This window comes from Colwellia sp. BRX9-1 (genome assembly GCF_014077195.1).
GTDB lineage: Bacteria > Pseudomonadota > Gammaproteobacteria > Enterobacterales > Alteromonadaceae > Colwellia_A.
This window is the reverse complement of sequence record NZ_JACGVM010000011.1, coordinates 70,732-88,808: the sequence shown is the minus strand read 5'-3', so window position 1 is coordinate 88,808 and position 18,077 is coordinate 70,732. Positions and strand designations below refer to the sequence as shown.

At 35.6% G+C, this 18,077-nt stretch carries 15 protein-coding genes and 2 pseudogenes; 9 read left to right on the top strand and 8 right to left on the bottom strand.

The window, feature by feature from the left end:
- Positions 1-41 precede the first annotated feature (41 nt).
- From H4J76_RS11660 to H4J76_RS11650, 3 genes are all read left to right on the top strand, one after another.
- Positions 42-977 (top strand): hypothetical protein, encoded by a 936-nt coding sequence (locus tag H4J76_RS11660; protein ID WP_182230656.1) that lies wholly within the window; start codon positions 42-44, stop codon positions 975-977.
- A 55-nt stretch (positions 978-1,032) separates the two neighbouring features.
- Positions 1,033-1,401 carry a hypothetical protein gene (locus H4J76_RS11655; protein WP_182230655.1) on the top strand — a complete coding sequence of 123 codons (369 nt, stop codon included), beginning with the start codon at positions 1,033-1,035 and terminating at the stop codon, positions 1,399-1,401.
- A gap of 62 nt (positions 1,402-1,463) precedes the next feature.
- Complete coding sequence (locus H4J76_RS11650) at positions 1,464-4,412, top strand: TIR domain-containing protein (protein WP_182230654.1); 2,949 nt, start codon at positions 1,464-1,466, stop codon at positions 4,410-4,412.
- Positions 4,413-4,803: 391 nt separating this feature from the next.
- Here H4J76_RS11650 and H4J76_RS11645 read toward each other — a convergent pair whose 3' ends face one another.
- From H4J76_RS11645 to H4J76_RS11615, 8 genes and pseudogenes are all read right to left on the bottom strand, one after another.
- On the bottom strand, positions 4,804-5,361 hold the full coding sequence (locus H4J76_RS11645) for a tetratricopeptide repeat protein (RefSeq protein ID WP_182230653.1): 558 nt from the start codon (positions 5,359-5,361) through the stop codon (positions 4,804-4,806).
- 49 nt (positions 5,362-5,410) lie between these two features.
- Positions 5,411-7,645: a DUF4062 domain-containing protein gene (locus H4J76_RS11640; RefSeq protein ID WP_182230652.1), complete on the bottom strand. Its 2,235-nt coding sequence runs from the start codon at positions 7,643-7,645 to the stop codon at positions 5,411-5,413.
- 91 nt (positions 7,646-7,736) lie between these two features.
- A pseudogene (locus H4J76_RS19960) lies at positions 7,737-7,862 on the bottom strand (IS3 family transposase); the annotation flags it as partial.
- Between the two features lie 3 nt (positions 7,863-7,865).
- Positions 7,866-10,115 carry a hypothetical protein gene (locus tag H4J76_RS11635; protein WP_182230651.1) on the bottom strand — a complete coding sequence of 750 codons (2,250 nt, stop codon included), beginning with the start codon at positions 10,113-10,115 and terminating at the stop codon, positions 7,866-7,868.
- 92 nt (positions 10,116-10,207) lie between these two features.
- Positions 10,208-10,528, bottom strand: coding sequence for a hypothetical protein (locus H4J76_RS11630; RefSeq protein WP_182230650.1), 321 nt, complete (start codon positions 10,526-10,528; stop codon positions 10,208-10,210).
- A 45-nt stretch (positions 10,529-10,573) separates the two neighbouring features.
- The gene (gene lepB, locus H4J76_RS11625; protein WP_182230649.1) at positions 10,574-11,344 is read right to left on the bottom strand and encodes a signal peptidase I; all 771 of its coding nucleotides are present in this window, start codon (positions 11,342-11,344) and stop codon (positions 10,574-10,576) included.
- Positions 11,335-12,048, bottom strand: coding sequence for a protein kinase domain-containing protein (locus tag H4J76_RS11620; RefSeq protein ID WP_182230648.1), 714 nt, complete (start codon positions 12,046-12,048; stop codon positions 11,335-11,337). The genes lepB and H4J76_RS11620 overlap by 10 nt, the downstream gene beginning before the upstream one ends.
- Positions 12,049-12,051: 3 nt before the next feature.
- The gene (locus H4J76_RS11615) at positions 12,052-12,645 is read right to left on the bottom strand and encodes a sigma-70 family RNA polymerase sigma factor (protein WP_182230647.1); all 594 of its coding nucleotides are present in this window, start codon (positions 12,643-12,645) and stop codon (positions 12,052-12,054) included.
- 194 nt (positions 12,646-12,839) lie between these two features.
- Between H4J76_RS11615 and H4J76_RS11610 the strand changes: the two genes are divergently transcribed.
- From H4J76_RS11610 to H4J76_RS11585, 6 genes and pseudogenes are all read left to right on the top strand, one after another.
- Positions 12,840-13,664 carry a hypothetical protein gene (locus tag H4J76_RS11610; RefSeq protein ID WP_182230646.1) on the top strand — a complete coding sequence of 275 codons (825 nt, stop codon included), beginning with the start codon at positions 12,840-12,842 and terminating at the stop codon, positions 13,662-13,664.
- Between the two features lie 47 nt (positions 13,665-13,711).
- Positions 13,712-14,089 (top strand): hypothetical protein, encoded by a 378-nt coding sequence (locus H4J76_RS11605; protein ID WP_182230645.1) that lies wholly within the window; start codon positions 13,712-13,714, stop codon positions 14,087-14,089.
- A 7-nt stretch (positions 14,090-14,096) separates the two neighbouring features.
- A complete protein-coding gene (locus H4J76_RS11600; protein ID WP_182230644.1) occupies positions 14,097-14,447 on the top strand; it encodes a hypothetical protein in 351 nt (116 codons plus the stop codon).
- Positions 14,448-14,586: 139 nt separating this feature from the next.
- Positions 14,587-16,563, top strand: a complete 1,977-nt coding sequence (locus tag H4J76_RS11595; RefSeq protein WP_182230643.1) for a M10 family metallopeptidase C-terminal domain-containing protein — start codon at positions 14,587-14,589, stop codon at positions 16,561-16,563.
- A 91-nt stretch (positions 16,564-16,654) separates the two neighbouring features.
- A pseudogene (rimO, locus tag H4J76_RS11590) lies at positions 16,655-17,035 on the top strand (30S ribosomal protein S12 methylthiotransferase RimO); the annotation flags it as partial.
- Between the two features lie 160 nt (positions 17,036-17,195).
- Positions 17,196-17,900: an outer membrane beta-barrel protein gene (locus tag H4J76_RS11585; RefSeq protein ID WP_182230642.1), complete on the top strand. Its 705-nt coding sequence runs from the start codon at positions 17,196-17,198 to the stop codon at positions 17,898-17,900.
- The last annotated feature ends 177 nt before the right edge of the window (positions 17,901-18,077 follow it).

The following is an 18,077-nucleotide window of genomic DNA, read 5'->3' as shown; positions in this document are numbered from 1 at the left end:
AAAGTGTGTATTTTAAGATTAGAAATAAAGGAATGTAAATATTGTTAATCAAGCTTACTCAAGGGTTTAAGTTCATCTTTAAACTTATACCTATCGCAGCGGTTATCATTGTTGTCTTTAGCATAACAAGTTTATATTTAAACCCTGAAACGGGAGTGAATAAATTATTACAAACTAGAGATTCTATGAACCACTTACACCAGCGAAAAGAATATGGGGAAATTGTATTGGTTGGCGATAGACCAGAATTACTCCAAACTTCTCAGGACCAATACAAAGTACTTTTCAAGAATACGCATTTTTTGGGAATTAACGGCATTGAAAAACGACGTTATGCCATTGAGAACTTTTATTTTATAATGCAAAGAACAGGTCTAGTTACTTTTGAGTTATTAAGCGTGAGTAACTATTGGCTAAAGGACGTAACGCCAGACTTTGACGTGAAAACAACGCAAGTAATTCCTAGAAAGCCGGTATACTTTTTAAAAGGCGGAGCTGATATAAGGACCATTAACTTCAATTACAGTCTTGTGGGTGCTAAAGGAAAAGAAAAACTAAGAAGAAGCTACATGGCTGACATTAAATCATTTGATGAGAAGACAGTGGTACATCTAGTCAAAACGTTTGGTGATAAGGATTTTATGAAAAAATGGAAATCAATTTACGAACCTGATGTATTAAACAAATTATCACCTAAACAATTTACTAAAGTGTTTAAGGAAAACGTGGGTGATGAATACTTACAAGCGTTTGTTACCAATTTGAATGGCGACTCGGTCACTTTTAAACCTCATGTTTCAGGACTTTTTTTAAACAAGGAATCCTGGTTGTATCGTATATTTTTCTCTGATGTAGATATGGATAGAGGTATAAGGGTTAATTTTAACTTTAGGAACATTTTTAATTTACCCTTTGTGCTCGTTTCATATTTAATTGCACTTTTTGCCATTAGGCTTTATTACAAGAAAATATTTTAAGGGAGCAGATAATGACTATCCACTTATCAGCAACCTTATGTGCGAGTGAGAACAAATGACAGATAACGCGCGTACTATTAACTTTCAAGATGTTCACTTTATCGAACAACTGCGTAAGGTGGAGCTAATTAATTATGATTTATACCCTGAGCCAGATGATTCAGAATTAGATTGGCCGTTTAAAGATAAAGTGGATTTTTATATTCAGGCTTATGTACTTAATTCTTTGGAAGCCTTTCTCAATAAAAAACTGACGTTTGAGCAGTTCAAAAGAGCGTCAGAAAACAAGATTTTTATAAAAAATAACGCTAATGTTCGAGAGTATTTTTACGAAGAGGTACGTTTGTTCTCTGAAGGGATTCGAGCGGATAAGAATGAAGATTTATACTATCAAATTCAGATTGTGTTAAAAAGTAAGTGCTAAGAGTTGATGGAGTGTTGGTTTATATATCAATACTAATTTAATAAATTTCCTAGGGTTTTGTTTTGAAAAAATTTGACTGTTTTATAAGTTATAAAGTTGAAGCAAATGATAAGTTTGCTGATGAACTTGAGTCTAATCTCAAGGGTAATAACTTTAGTGTTTTTCGTGATACAACCGGACTTTTGGTTGGTGATAAATGGTCGACTAAGTTATTTGAATCATTGAGCAATTCTAAGTACGTAATTGCTTTGTTTACTGAAGATTACATCCAAAGAATTGAATATGGTGATCAAGATGATAAGAATTACATCATTAAGGAATTAAACTGGGCAATAGAACAAGAAAAATTGATTCCTATCGGTATTGGTATCAAAAAATCAGACATAATTGATCGGTGTAGCTCTATTGTTAACAAATTATCAGCATCACAATTTATAGAATTAGAGGCAAAATCTACAGGTACTACACAAGAATTAGTTAGGCAATTTATTGGAAAATTCATAGAAGATACTCGTTATTCACCCCAACCTACTCATTTGATTAATACTTATTCGAAAATTGAATTAACAAGTGAACAAGCTTACTTGAAATTTAATATGCCATGGGGAGTAACTGAGGCACTTGATTTTAAAAATCAACTTGTTAATAAACCACTAAAACAACCAATAGATAATGTTGTTATAGCAAAGTTTGACTTGTGTGGTCGATTTGGCAATAAAATATCGCCGGAATCAGCTTATGACTCTCTACAGAAAGCAGCCAGAAAAGGAATTCGTGAAGCCTTTTTTGAGTTAGGGTTACTGTTTGAATTTGGTGGAACAATACTAGGTTATAATAATGATAAAGCAATAGATTACTATGAAAAAGCACATGATTGTGGCTACCTCCCTGCAACTATTCGTTTTGCAATGCTACTCGACACGAAATCAACGAATAAAGAGAATAGCCCAGCTAGTTTTCTGAATGATAACTATCAATTAAATCAGAGCGAAGCGTTAATATCCAAAGCTTTAAAAGAGGCTCAAGAGTTACACGCATTAGGTGACGCAATTGGAAGCTACTGGTATGCAAGATGCCTAATTTTATTAAAAAAAAGTACAACGGAAGCGTTAGATATACTAGATAAGTTGGCAAATGATGGCCATATCCCCGCACTAGAATTTTTAGGATGCGAATTCCAAAAAAATGATTGTATATGGGAGCAAGATTACCATAAAAGTCTTGATTACTTGGAAAGAGGTGAAGAATTAGGTAGTTGCTCTATGAGAGACTCACTTGCAAGTTTTTATCTTGAAAGTGAATACAAAGTCAAAGATAAAGAGCAATACATTGATTTTGGCTTAAGGAAACATCAAGAGAATATTGAACTAAATTATCATTCTAGTTCATATTCATTAGCTTGGGCGTTGCTTAATGAAGATTCACTAAGTCATTACCGAGACGATCATCAAGTACGGTTAATGTTAATAAATGGTGCTGATTTTGGTGATCGTGAATGTCAAAATATGTTAAGCCAACATTTAATAAAAGATGAGGAAAAGGCTGAAGCTATTGAATATTTGGCTAAGGCTGCAAAAAATGGACAATTAGATGCCATGCATCAATATGCATGTTGGTTAATTGACGAGCGCGAAATAAATAACGATGACTTAACTCAAGCATTTACCTTATTTAAACTACTTCATGAAAAAGATGATACGAGAGCTTTATTAGGACTAGGCCTTATTGCCGTATTAAAAGAAAATAACTTAGACATAGACAAATATTTTAGTATCAGTTTAACCGCCACGTCGCAAATTAATTTTTATGAACTGGCTTGTAAATTTGCTCAATACAACGGTAAAGCAGCATTAATATTATTAGAGTTAGGCATACAACTTAAAGATATACATTGTATGTCATGGATGGCTGCATTATGTGTCGGAGGGCCTGATGTTGACGAAGGTAACAATATATCTCGCATTTCAAGTTTGATAAATTATGCAGAGATTAATTATGGCAGGGCAGAGCAGCTATTAGCTAGAATAAATACAATTACTATGATGTTTTTGGAAGAAAATTGTGAAATGATTCCACACTTATCTTCTTTTTTTAGTTTTAATATTGAAGCTGTTAAGTCTAAAATTGCATTCTTTAAATTTATGGTGGCTTGTGAAGAGACATTAAATAAGAGCGAACCATATACTTGTCTTGCTCAATATAAGAAATTAACGATAGGAGAATTTAAAAAATCCCATTTAAATTTTTTACCTAGGAATGTTACATTTCAATTTCAAACAGTACATGGGTTAAAAGTAGCACTGTTTAATCACTTATTAAAAGCTGATTATGATAATGATAGTTATCTTAAAGAGGCTATTTGTTATTATGGAATTTCTGAGAACTGTATCTTAACTTTAGAGCACAAAGCTAAACTTTTCTATGACAACCTTCAGTTTTCAATTTACCACACTGAACTTTTCGATGAGTTTTGGTATATGTATGAAATAATACGAACAAAAGGTGAACATCATTCATGGTCATGGTTTAAACCAGCGCTTACAAAAATATTCAATCGTGTCCTAGATATTGCCTTTGAAAATCGGCAACTAAAAAAGTCAGCACAAAATGTCGATATTGACCTGCCTAAATTAAATGAGAGACAAGAAAAATTAATGGCAATTATGTTAATTGATGGTCACTTTGCATTGTCATCAGGTAGAATTAGCCCCCCTACATGGAAAAAAGGTAGTCTCAATACATATTTACTACAATTTTTGACTCATTGTGCACGTATAGATAGCAGGTATTCTGTTACTGCATTAATAAAAATATTCGACTTTTATTATAATAATAGATGTTTTCGTAACGGTGGTGGCCTAAATGATTTTCTTTCTGCTGATACTGTTATAAATAGCTTAAAATCATATGCGGAACATAAACATAAAGAAGCTATGGGTTTAGTTAACAGCGAAAGGTTTCGTGTGTTTTGTAGTAATGATGTGCCTAAAGATAGAGGCTTACCGTTTTAATGGCTTAATATATAAGATTTAAGTATCGAAGTTGTAGTAAATATTGGATCTGCCGAGTTTGCCCAAGGAAGTTGACAAACTCGGCAGGTTGAAAGGATCCTCATCTACTCGATATATGGACTTATTGATTTATCTGTATTGAGTTTGCATAGTAAATGCATAACTTGTTTAATTAGAAAAGACTGTTAGTTATTTATAACCTGATCATCTTTTCTTCGTCAAGAAATGTAAAAATATAAACAACTAAACCATGAATTCCAAAAGTTTTTTGTAACAACGCCATCTCTATGATAATTACGAACAGATCCTCAATCCCGTTTTCAGAACGACTAGGTAGCATCGAGGATCTATATTGACTGTATTTCTGATAATTATGGGCGAAACCTTCTGATTAATCACCTCCGACTTTTTCAAGCTCTCTATTAATTAATTCTATCAAATCAATTTTTTGATGTTTTTTTGCTAGCGACAAAGCTTCAATTAACCTATAGGTCGCTTGTTCACTGTCACCATTGTAGAATAAAATGCTACCCCTCAGCCCCTGGCTTATAATCCAGTTTTTAGCCCATGTTTCCGGATTTTTATCAGAGAATGGTTCTAATAGCTGAATGACATAATAGATTGTCGCTTGGGCCTGGGAAAGATCACCTACTTTTCGAAATAGCCGAGCAATAACAATCTGTGTCTTTACAATGGATTTTAATGCATCCGTTGTTGGGCACTTATCAAAGATTGCCCTGAATCCGTGGAGGTTATCTAACATAATATGAAGCGCGTTGCTGTGATCATCCATAAGCTCTAAGACAAATGCAAGCGCAGCTCGTGTTGTGTATATGTCTGAATGTTGAGGTTCCTGCGCTCGCATTGGTAAAATCAATACCTGTTGATATAAATCTCGAGCATTTTCTAAATCACCAATGACACGCCATGTTAATGCTAGGTTACTCATGATGAATAACACATCTGGATGGTATTGTGTCAACGTTTTCAACTGTGACCTACATACTCAGGGGCCTGTTATGGCATTCTTCAGGCGCGCAGCTCAATAAACGTTCGATCGTTGTGACGAAATAGAATACCGTGCTGGTTTCTGGTAGTACACCTTGAATATACCTAGCATAACTGTCAAGTCCCTTTTCCTTAATAATAACCGCTAGAGATTCAAATAATTCATCTCTGCCATCGATAGGTTTGAGTTTATTGGTAAAGTAGAGTTGCTTGTTTAACTCGAAGAGGGTTTTAATATTATTCTCTTGATCCCACTCAGCCATAATGACGGTGATACTATCACGAACGGATGAAAGGAACTTTGAATGGGAAATGTTAGTGATACGGCGTAAATTCCCGATGAGGTAATCCCCATCTGTATAGCAAGTTGGTGGATAAGCAGCATGGTGAACGGCACTGTAATCATCAAGATTTTGCCACTGTTTACTCTCCACAAGGTAGTAGGGAACCGATTCTCTTAACCTTGCAGATAAAAGCTTATCAGGAACGTTGTAGAAATAATCAGCAAGTAGGGCATGTAACTCAAGTCTTCTCCCTGTAACCGCAGCCAACTTGTAACGATTCCAAACAGCAGCATCCATAGCATCATGTATGAAATGATAGGCTCCGCCATCGACGCCCGAGTACGAAAGCTGGGGGTCAAAAAGGCGAAGTACTTCAATGATATCTCTCGGAGTGCAACCTAATCCCTGTTGGATAAGTAATCCATACAGTTCGTCTTCAGTCAACCCCATGAGAGAGACACGGATTAGCGACAATACCTGTTCTACTAATCCGAGGCCTAGAGAGTTTTCACGGTAGGCAATGACCCTTTCAAATAAGTCAACTAGGCTATCACTGTTCAAGTAGTTTTCCAAGAGGGCTGTTATCTCGTTTGACACACCTTGAGGGGTGCGAGCTTCGAGGCGACCAAACAAACGTATTTCATCAAGCAATGTTTTTAGAAAGAGAGGATTTCTTGTCTGCGGAGCTGCGTTAATAAGAGCAATTTGCTGTGCATCTAACTGTTTACGATAACGTTTGGAAAATTTATCGATCAGCTGTTTACGTCTGTTGTCATCTAACAGCGGGACCTCTAGTGTAACGCCATCAGTAACATAAGTTTTTGTAGTTATTACTAGAACATTTTCAGGTAAATTGGTAAAGCAGCCATAACTGTTGTTACCATTGAAATCAAGGACTAAAACCACAGGCTTGTTATATGCCTGCAACCGCTCCCGCATGTAGTTCTCCAGATTACCTAATTGTTGAGCACTTTCAGCTTCATTTTTCGAGACATTCATTGAATCCAGTAAACGACCGAGTAACTCTGGGGTAGATATGTGACTATTTGCTTGGAGGTAATGCTCGAATATCAATACATCTGTTCGCCTTTTTCTTGTTCTATCAACCCACTCTGCCAACAACGCAGATTTTCCTATGCCGGAAGGACCCCAAATAACCAGTGAACGGTCGCTGTGATAAGCTAAATGATCAAGATGACTATCAATCCAAGCTATTGACGACTCATCTGCGATATAGTCCTGACGCCTGGATTGGGCAAAACCTAGATGTTTAGAACGCTCGCGCTCGATGGCGGAAGGGGTTTGGTTTTCTGGCCAGCGATTTTCGATGATTTTTAACAGATCGGCTCGGACTCGTCTGCCCAATAACTCTAGGGAGCAATAACCATCAAGTAAGTGTGTGACGTTATCAGTTGTTATTGCCCAACTGCGGATGTGGTCTTTGAGCTGAGCCAATTTAGCCTGTGAAGCTACGGGCTCGTCTATCGGCGATAGATCTTCTTCCTTGAAATAGAAAAAAGCATCTATTGCCTTTCTATTTTTTACCTTCAACATACCGTAGCGTATCTCCATCTCAGTAACGCTGCGCTCCTCTAATAATGCCTCCGAGACAATTCCATAATAGAGGTTACTCTGTTCATCGATGTTGAGACCACTCTGTCCCTGATCAGGAATCCAGCCGTATCGTTGGCCTAATATACCTATAAAGAAAGGTTGGCTGTTTTCCACTTCGTCGAGGCAGATCCGTAATATTTCGCCGCGTTCAGTCTCTTCGCTATTTATCCCCCAACGAAGATCTACCGGAGAAAAGTTGACACCACGCTCCCAGCAGATCTTACGTATTTCAGGAAATACCTTCTGGTTGAGCATGTCTCGTTCATCGTGCATGTCTCGGAAGGTGGATGAAATAAAAATGCGAAACTCACGGTTGTCGTCGTGCATGTTGTCTTCCTTAATAAAAATAATGTTGTCTTTTCGTTATTAATAAATATGATATTTGGAGTTGATAAGAATCATGGTTACTTTGAAGTAGTTAATTAATATTGGTCACAGTTTTGTAAGTATTCCAGTATCGTCGTTCTGATTCATTAGGCGCTAAACCGCCATTCTTTTGATGAAGTCCTACTTTGCGGTAATACCCTGTTATGTAATTTACTACCGTCTATTTCTTATTCTTTAAATCACTTAATGACTCAAAATGATTCCATTCGGCATGTTCTTGCATGGCTTCTTTTGCTAATTCGACTAATAAATTGTCGATTGCTTCTTTATTTACATCTATTGATGATTGTTCGAATCCGGTTTGTATTTTTTGTAATGCACTTTTGTATGTTAAATGTAACTCTGGGCAATTGTTTAATTCATCGGTTTCAAGTTTTTTATTTAATGCCTTTAGCTCTTGATAAACGTGATGAATAACTGATGCCGACTGGCTGTCATCGTTAATTTTATTTTTAGATAAAGAGTTCTCCGCTCTTTTATATAACTCAAGTAAATTAAAGTAACCATTTGCGGTTGGACCATAATTAGCAAACTCATTCCAAAGAGCTGCGATGGCTGTCAATAATAAGGTAAACTGGATTGGATACATTAATAATGTGGATTTAGTTAGGTCAATAAATGGGAGTAGTCCTCCATTGAAAAATACTATTTGTGCAAAAAACAAACCGAAAACAGAGATACATGTAAGTCTAAATAATATTGTTGTCAAACTAGATAACGTTTGCTCAGTTTTTGCAGGACGCTTATAAAGAAAGATTTCCAATTTTATATTTATGTTTCTGGGCTTCACCGCATTTATTATTTTTGATAGCAATGGTAGTTTGGTGTTATTGAGTTCACTTGATATCTTTAGTCTTGATTCAATAAACGAAATCTGTCCTTTTAACCAATGTTTATTAACGCTTTCCAACTGTGCTTTTATAGGGTATTTCCACCAATTCAACTCAGTCACCTCTATTGCATGGGCCAGTAAGGGGAGACGCTTCCTATATCGACGAGGTACTAATGGTGATTTTGTGGGAGAGATATCAGCGAGATTGAGAAAGCTTCGAAGTCGCATACTTTCTGCAACACCCCTTGTTAATTGGTACAACCATTTTGATTTACTCTTTTTAACATATGTTTTTATTACGATGCAGAGAATTATAGCAATCAGAATTAGGCTGTTAAGCATAATCCCCAATATATTATCTAAAAACCCCGACACTAATTCATAACTTGTAAAGCCCAATATTGCGATTGAAACAAACCATAAGACCTTTTTTCTGTATAATTTTTGGTTCGTCATAGCAGTTTCATCGGCACATTTAAACGTTTGAAAAGAGTCCCTTAAACTTAACTGCTGAACCGCTAATTCTTCTTCGTATTGTGGTTCTACCTGCGAAATATCAAACTCAGAAAAATTTTGATTGTTGTATTCATTGAGTTGCTGAATAAGTGTGATAAATTCTTCAGTTAAGAAACTTTGAATATCATCGTTACCGCCCGCTGAAATAGAAGTACTTTGATTGATTTTATGTGATATATATAGCTTACAGTCTAGGTGTTCTGTCGGGAAAACAGTTTTCCCTTGAGTTTTATCGACGCGAGTTAATATTATATTATCGTCTGATTTTCTGTGTTTCTTTTTCCTATTAACAGGAATGTGATGAACCACGCCACCTAATTGGCCGTCAAAATCACTAATCTGAGTTAACGCTTTATTTTCAGTATTTAAGGGCCATTGAGCACTTAAACCGCACTTTAATCGCACTACATCACCTGTGCCACCCATACTATCTGCTTTATCTTCATCCCATAAGGCAATGAGGACATTACTATACTTAGCGATAAAAACACCTAAATTAAGATAAAGTGAGTTGCGCAGTTCACCATAATTTAAATCGTTTTGTGCAAATTGATATTGTTCTTGCGTCAAACCATGCCTAAGTTGAATTAGATTATTTCTATATTTATCTAACGTTTCACTGAAATCACAGGCAGTGAATAACCCTGAATCGGAAAAATCTTTTTCAAATGCTGACTCATCCATAGGCAAGCAAGGAATTACTTTTAGGGATGCTTTAGGCCAACTTTCCTTAGTTAATAATTCTTTCGCTGCTTGTTCAGCCCATAGTTCTTCTGCGGCTTGAATTACTAATAAATCGGCACCGTCTGCCATGCCGGATAAAATCCAAATTGGCGTGTTATTAGGTTCTGTTTTTGTACCCTTTCCAAATTGATTACGCCAATGTATTAACGCCCGTTTTATTTGCTCTTTAATTGCTACTATATCTAGTTTTATTTGCTCTTTAATTGCTACTATATCTATATGTGTGTGTGTTTTGCTTTTTAGGCTTATCAGATCACGGTGTCCAGTTATCCCTATGATAAAAGGTAGTTTATTGCAGTATGTATTTTCCAATGGCATTTTATGTCCCTATATTTTTTAATTGTATTAAATTGTATGGTAACTACATGGCTTACTATTTTTAGTTTATCTACAAGATTTAAAAATATTTTCTACTTTGAGTAATACTCATTATTGTCATAGACATGAAAAATAATCCCAAAAAGGCACAACCCTGGGAATAGATAAGTGAAAAAAGGAAAAGTGTGCGCAAGTATAAGGCCTAAGCTAATGTGAGAGTACTTAAGCCAGATATAAACAATCGCCAAGATAATACTTAATATTATTGCTAAAGTTGCCATAACCCAAATCAATTGGCCTGTTGGATAGGGGGTCTTAGGGGAAATAGCGTTGTCTAACCAACCATGAATATACTTAATGATTATTGCCAAAGGTATTCCCATATAAAATGCTTCTATAAACTCTACTCGCATACTTCTTCCCTATGTCGTTAATTTTGTAATATTAATGCGTATAAGCTACGGGTTAATTTGTTGCCAAAGCCTCAGCTTATCAATTGTTTTTTGTTGGGTTACTTTATTCCACAGTTGCTGGTAGTTAAATAAAACACGGTCAATACTACCAACAATTTTTTCTCTTTCTATAGTGCCAAAATAACGTGAGTCGTGGCTCATGTTACGGGTGTCTCCAATCATGAAGTACTTACCCGTTGGAACAGTGAATTGAGGGCTATTTGTGACTAAGCTACTTTTAATATAATCAGGTAAGTCACTAGCAAAAATAACATTATAACTTTTAGTTTTTACAGCTGGTGTATTGTTAGTTTCTTGGGATGCACTAAATGAATACTTACTTGAATAGGGCAGTTCTTTGTTTTTGATAATGTCCATTGTTGTGGCTTTCAAAGGGAGTCTGCTGCCATTTATGTGAAAATTATTGTTAATAACTTGTACTGTGTCGCCAGGTATCGCCATTACTCGTTTAACAAATAAATTCCCATCATTGTCAAAAGCGACAATATCACCACGTTGTGGATTATTTATCGGGAATATATTTTTACCCCAATAAGGAATTTTAATATCAAAAGCGAGTTTGTTTACTAAGACATAATCACCTTCAATTAGGTTGGGGTTCATTGATGCAGACGGAATGTAATTCCAATTAATAAACGTACTTCGAATAAAAAATAACGCTAATAAAAACCAAATAAAACCCTTGTTACTGTGATAGAAACGTACCAGTAAATTTATAGCGTTATTTGGCGTTAAATCTTCATTAATTATACGCATAAAGGTTTAGTGTAATTCGTTGTTGAATCGATAAAATTAGCGATATCAAAATCGACGATATTGGCGTTACCATTAATATCGACTAGTACATTGTTTTTACTTAAATCCCCGTGAGTAATACCTTTGATCTTTGCATGTTCTATAGCTGTTTGAAGTGTTTCTTCAACTTTATTTTTTGCCTCTTCATTTGGTGAGGTATTTAAAAATTCATATAGAGTAATACCTTCAATATATTCCATCACAATGTTCGGCTCTTGATGATCATCATGACCAATATCAATAAAGCTGGCGATGAATTGATGATCAAGGTTTGCCAATAACTGCGCCTCTTTTTTAATCATATTAAGGGCTGTTTTATTTGAGTCGGCTAAGGCGAAATATTTAATAGCAACGGTATGTTCTATTAAGCCGTCTATTCGCTTGGCTAGGTAAACATCACTCATACCACCTTGGCCAATTAGCGATTGAATTTGATATTTGTTGTTTATTAAGCGTCCGATACGAATACTTGTATCTTCGTTATTAATGATCCCTAAATGTAAGTATTCGAGCATCCCATTAACTGAGGTATCACTGTTCTTTAATATACTGGATAACTTAGTAGCTATTATTGGGTTTTTTTGATGCAGTTGTATCATTTTTTGCGCTAATAATTTTTTTGGCAGACTCGAATATTGTGTAAATAATTGATAAAGCAAAGACATATGTTAAATACCTTTAAAGTGGCTTTGATACCAAGCAAGCGCAAATTTGAGCTCGTTTTGTACTGTACGCAGAGATATATCGTATATATCAGCAATTTTTTTTGTATTTAATCCAGCAAATATACTGAGTTGAAAAATTTCTGCTGCTCGGGGTTTTTCCTGTACCAGTGCATCATAAGCCCGTTCCAAGTCACACATTATTTCCGCAATATTACAGTCGTATTCAGGTTGTTTTTCTTCCTGTGGTAGGGTGTTTTTCTGCGCATTTTTACTGCGATATTGGTCCTTCATTATTGAATAAACAACCTTGCCAATAAGTCGATAAAAATCGGCTCTGTTATCAAGTTTTGCACTTGTCACTTTGCCTAACCGAGGATAAAGGTGATTGATAATATCAGTGGTTGAATCAATACAAACCGACACTTGATTGACATCAGTTTGTTGGTTATTAAGGTTTTGAATTTTTGTCTTGCGTATTTGATGTCGAAACTGTTGGTAGCATTGAATAAACAATTCATCGTAGGCAGTTTCATCGCCATTTTTCCATTGAGTGAGTAGCTCAGTTACCGGCACGTCTGATAAAAATTTTATATCCATATATCTGTTTTTATTTGAGTTGTTATAAATATGCTAACACGTGACATTTAATGCTTCTAGTTTAATGGCCGTTTATTCAACAAAAAATAAACATTATATTTTTTTTCGTTTTTAGTTCATTGCAACGTGTCTTTTCGTTTTAAAAATAAGAGTCTAAGGTGACAGCATAATTTTTTAGAAGGTAATTTGTAAATATGGAAAATCAACAAATCGTGAGTTACAACAAAACTAATGCGTTAAGCCATCTTCAAGTGATGAACAAACTAGGAACCACTTTTTTCATACTTTTCATCGTAGGAGCTTTCTTACCCTTGGCTGATTTAGGTGTCTGGTCTGATGAAACATTTAGTTTATACAATATTGCAAACCCAATGGTGTTGTTGGTTATCGCAACCTTAGGTGTGCTTGTTACCTTAACTGGCCTTAGCCGCACAGCTTCAAGATTGTTATCTTTAGTGTTTGTGGCTCTTGTTGTTGGCTGGTTTTTAACTCAGCTTTACGACATTTATGATATGGCAAAAGTAGCGAGAGAAATAAGAGGGCGTGACTTTGAGTTCAAACACTTTGCGCGTTCAATAAAAGGTATGGCTCAAGGCTTGCCAATTAACAGCGCAGACGACCTTTTTTCGGTGGCTAGTATTTTATTAATGGCTTCTTTTATTGGCTTAGTGGGCTGTATCTTTTCTCCTCGTTATAAAGAAAACAAGCAATTTAAAGCGGCAATTTTAGGTCAGCCAGTTGAAGTAAATGAATCAACATCAACAGGAGATAGCACAGAGGTTAATTCTGCTAAAGCCTCCTCACTTGTAACTAACCTAAAAAGTACTTTGAGCTTAGTTATTACTAAAGCTATAGCGCTCATCAAATATGCTTATCAAATCGTTAAACCCTTAGTTAATGCACTGCTAGATAAAGGTGCAGATATTATTTGCAAACAACAACCCAACTTAAAACGTGAACAAGTAAAAATGGTATTGCTTGGGGTCATAGTTGTTCTAATTTATCTCATCATTTTTTGATTTTTAATCATCTATAACGAATAAAAAATATAATAAAGGACAGATTTATGAAATGTATAAAATCACTTGGTTTGGTTGCTATAACACTATCTCTAACAGCATGTGGTGGAATAAAAAGCCAAGCAGAAATTACACAAATGTCACCAACAGAAGTCGCTGTGCTGGCGTGTAATGCATATAAAAATATTGAATTAGAGCAGCTTCAGTTTTTATTTCCTGAAAAAGCGTACAAAAAGTTTATTAGTAAGACAAGTAAGTATCCAGAGAAGTTTGCTGCGTATGTAGAAAATGCAAATTGTGAAATTAAAAATACAGAATCCATAACTTATAAAAAGATAGATTTAACTCGTATTACTTTTGAAAAATTCGATGCTATTAAAGTATTTAAAGTAGATGGTCAGTATCAAATAGCAGTAGAAGGATAAACACATTATGAAAAAAACAATAATACTCTCAGTTCTAGCAGTCTTAGTATTAAGTGCTTGCGGCGACCCAAAAGATGAAGCCAATGAAATTGCACAGCAAGCGTGTATTGCCGATAAAAATAGCGATATAGACACCTTAAGTGACTTGATGAACGATGAGATGTTTGAAATGAACAAGGCAAGGCATGAAAATGCGGATCCGTTAATGAAAAACATATTAAAAATGCTTAACTGTGATTTGAAAAGTACGGAAGTATTAGATGATGGTAGTTATATCGTTAATTTCAAAAAACATAATAGTTATGAAGTCAAAGAGGTTGATGGTGATTTAAAAGTTGTTGGCGAGCAGTATTTTTAAATTCATTCTGTTTAGTTTCGTATGATAATCATCTGAAATTAAAGATGATTGTTATTTGTTTTCCGTTTATCATTGCTGTCTATATTGGACTGGAAACTCTCTAATAATGACAGGGAGTTACCACTTAAAGGATTTAAAAATGCTCACAAAATTTGTGCGTTCAGCACTTTCAATTTCATTTTTCACGGCAACATTAGCAATGGCAACATTTGCAAGTGCCTCAGACCTCGTTGACTTTAATACAACACACGTTTTTCCAACTGATAATTTTGACTTACAACGAGCTGTTGAAGGCTTACGTCACGCCCCTTATGATTATTGGACTGATATTCGCTGGAATGAAAAATCTCCATTGGGTACACCTATAACTATCAAGTTTGCTTTTTCAGGAAAAACGATAGGGGGACGTGATGTCCGTGATTTCTATCCGCGTGAAAAAGAATTAATTATAGGTGCTTTAACTAGTATTAGCCGAGTTTCAGGGATCAGCTTTGTTGAAGATGATCCTATAGATAGGACTGAACGGTATGACCTGTTATTCGAAAATATTGCGGGTGATATATCTTTCTCAGGGCTACCAAGTGGCCATAGTTCACCAATAAATAGTGATGATTGTGATAACGGAGGAACTGACTGTGAAATAGGTGCAAGACTTATAGATCTCAGTGTTAATGGACTACTTGACTATCTTAATCCACAACGCGAATTCGATGAGGCCAATTGGGTAGTAGACTATAAGCACGATTTATCAAAAGCCAAGTCTGAATTGCTTTACCATATATTGCAGTCGCTAGGTGTTTACCCTTCAGATCATGCAGGGGTAAATGTAAAGCTAACCAGTGAATATGATAATAAGTTTTATACTTTAATGTCTTCAAATATTGGAAATTCTTCATCTGAAGTATTTTATCCTACTGATTTAAAAAAATATGATGTAGCGGTATTACAACACCTATACGGCAAAGCTGAAAATACCAATACGGGTGATACCTTGTATACCTATGATGATTCATATGATTTTCATCAGATCATTTATGATGTTGATGGAGTTGACACCCTTAGTGTTGCTGATACTGCCCGAAATAATATTATAGATTTACGCGCAGGCGCCTTTAGTTCAATAGCGCCAAATCCTACTGGTTTTTATGATAAAAATATTGGAGGAGAACATTTAAACCGTAGTAACAATAATTTAGCAATTTCTTATGATGTGGTAATCGAGAACGCCATTGGTGGTAAAGGGGATGATGTTTTAGTTGCTAACTCTGTAGCTAATATGCTTGATGGTGGTGGCGGTATTGATATCGCTAAGTTTGCTGGCAATAAAGCTGATTATACTATTGAAATCATAAACGCTTATACGGTAGAGGTAACATCGGTGGTGGTTACTGAAGATAAAGATAGTTTGGTTGATTTTGAATTTATTCAATTTGCAGATGAAACCATTGTCATTAATAAAGCGCCTGTAGTTACTATGCCTGAAACAATTACAGTGAGAGAAGGGTTACAAGCGAATATTGCGGTTACAGTTACACAACCAGATAATGATATTCATAGTTATACATGGACTCAACTTGATGGTATAGAATTAACACTGGAAAACGCAGATAACTTAAATGTTAATTTTGTTGCCCCTAGCGTTGATGCCCAAGAAACTATTAACCTGCAATTAGTAGTTTCAGATGGTGCTAACGTTATAACCAACACTGTTACTATTATTGTAGTTCCAAACAACACACCAATAATAACTAATGTTACAGCAGACCAAACTGTTGATGAACGAACAACGGTCACATTAACTGTTATCGCTACTGATGCCGACAATGATGCGCTAACTTACCGTTGGGTTGTAAATGACGCAACAGTAATATTAACGGGTGATACGACTGAGACTGTTTCATTTACTGCTCCTGATGTTACAAGTGATACTGCTTTAACTGTTCAAGTTTTTGTTTCAGATGGTTTTGATGAAGTGAGTAGCGAAACACGCACTGTAACTGTTACAAACATCGAAGCTCTCGTCTTTCTTCCAACACCTGAAGAGAAGAAAAGCAGTGGTGGCTCTTTTGGTTATCTTATCTTGCTAATTGCGGGTTTAAGATTATTTAGAAAGTAAGTATTTTTAAATATACTTAGCGTTGGCCGCGTTGTACAAGAAAGCCAGTTTTATTAATTAACTGGCTTAACTTAGCTGAAAGCAGCCAAGAATATTATCAAAGCCTTTAAACATAAAGCTCTCCTGTGGGATTGGTGTAAGTATGCTCGGCTGCCCAAAAAATCTTGTTGATAGCGAGCTTATCCTTACTCAGCTTCGCACTGAAGGTTACGATGTAACCAATAGCTACGATGATGCAGAATTAGTGATTGTAAATACCTGTGGTTTTATTGATTCAGCCGTTCAAGAGTCACTTGATACAATTGGTGAAGCACTTGCTGCCAACGGTAAAGTATTGGTGACTGGCTGTTTAGGCGTTAAAAAAGACGAAATCATCGAATTACATCCTAATGTTTTAGGTGTTACGGGACCTCATGCTTACGATGAAGTGTTAACACAAGTACACAAACAGGTGACCAAGCCTGTTCATAACGGTTGTCTTTATGAGTAATGACATCCATCAGATTGCTCTTTCTTACAATTTTTCACACAACGCTGACATTTGATAGACAAAAAGCCTCAGGAACCGAACGCAATAAGTTTTTATAATACCCCCATAAATTACCAAACATAAACTTTAGGGAACAATTATTATGAAAAAATCACTTATTAGCACGGTATTACTTTTAGCTTCATCGACTGTTTTTGCAGAAACTGAATATCCTACCAATCCAATATTAAGACCTTTAACATTAACTGATGGCACCATTGCCGTCAGTGGTGCCTTAGCGTGGGGAGAAGAGAAGGATGAAAGACACGCAGCGCTAAATTTAAATCTGGGCTACGGTTTGACTGACAATTTAACGATTGGTTTAAATGGTATTAGTTACCGACTTTTAGCTCGCCCTGACAATGAAGCCGGCCTTGAGTTAGCGGTTGGATTAGGTTTAAGGGGCTTTCAAGAGTCAACCATTAATGGAGATTCTGTTGCTTATGGTACTGACTTAAAGGGTAAGTATGTCTTTGATAAAAACTTAGCGATGATTTTTTCTTTAGGTTATGTAAAGTGGGATGAAGAGAAGCTACAAAATAAAGATGAATACCGTTACTCTGTTGGTGTGCAAACTCACTTAGCGAAAGATTGGACGGCTAACATTAACTATACTTATCGAGATTTAAAAGACTTTCAGCAAAAATCCGCTCATGAAGTTAGTCTTGGTGTTAATTATAATTACAGCAAACAGACCGACCTTGGGATGTTTGTTGGTTATTCAAACTTTGATGCGCAAGAAAATGGTTATCAATATGATAATAATTTTGATCGTGTGGCTGGTGTTTACGCTACCTATCGTTTTTAACTTAACTTAACTAATTGGGTAACTACCCTTGTTAGTCATATGAAAGTGAGCTGAATAAGCTCACTTTTATCATTAAAAACATCTTCTTTTTAATCATCAGTCGTCACTAAGTCATTTTCTCTTTAACACCAACTTGTTACATTCGTTGGCAAGACACAGCTAATATTCGTTGCTACA

Bases quoted from the DNA above. Each gene is read 5' to 3' on its own strand.
- H4J76_RS11655 (WP_182230655.1), top strand. From the start codon at position 1,033: ATGACAGATAACGCGCGTACTATTAACTTTCAAGATGTTCACTTTATC.
- H4J76_RS11645 (WP_182230653.1), bottom strand. From the start codon at position 5,361: ATGAGTAACCTAGCATTAACATGGCGTGTCATTGGTGATTTAGAAAAT.
- H4J76_RS11640 (WP_182230652.1), bottom strand. From the start codon at position 7,645: ATGCACGACGACAACCGTGAGTTTCGCATTTTTATTTCATCCACCTTC.
- H4J76_RS11635 (WP_182230651.1), bottom strand. From the start codon at position 10,115: ATGCCATTGGAAAATACATACTGCAATAAACTACCTTTTATCATAGGG.
- H4J76_RS11630 (WP_182230650.1), bottom strand. From the start codon at position 10,528: ATGCGAGTAGAGTTTATAGAAGCATTTTATATGGGAATACCTTTGGCA.
- lepB (WP_182230649.1), bottom strand. From the start codon at position 11,344: ATGCGTATAATTAATGAAGATTTAACGCCAAATAACGCTATAAATTTA.
- H4J76_RS11620 (WP_182230648.1), bottom strand. From the start codon at position 12,048: ATGTCTTTGCTTTATCAATTATTTACACAATATTCGAGTCTGCCAAAA.
- H4J76_RS11615 (WP_182230647.1), bottom strand. From the start codon at position 12,645: ATGGATATAAAATTTTTATCAGACGTGCCGGTAACTGAGCTACTCACT.
- H4J76_RS11610 (WP_182230646.1), top strand. From the start codon at position 12,840: ATGGAAAATCAACAAATCGTGAGTTACAACAAAACTAATGCGTTAAGC.
- H4J76_RS11605 (WP_182230645.1), top strand. From the start codon at position 13,712: ATGAAATGTATAAAATCACTTGGTTTGGTTGCTATAACACTATCTCTA.
- H4J76_RS11600 (WP_182230644.1), top strand. From the start codon at position 14,097: ATGAAAAAAACAATAATACTCTCAGTTCTAGCAGTCTTAGTATTAAGT.
- H4J76_RS11595 (WP_182230643.1), top strand. From the start codon at position 14,587: ATGCTCACAAAATTTGTGCGTTCAGCACTTTCAATTTCATTTTTCACG.
- H4J76_RS11585 (WP_182230642.1), top strand. From the start codon at position 17,196: ATGAAAAAATCACTTATTAGCACGGTATTACTTTTAGCTTCATCGACT.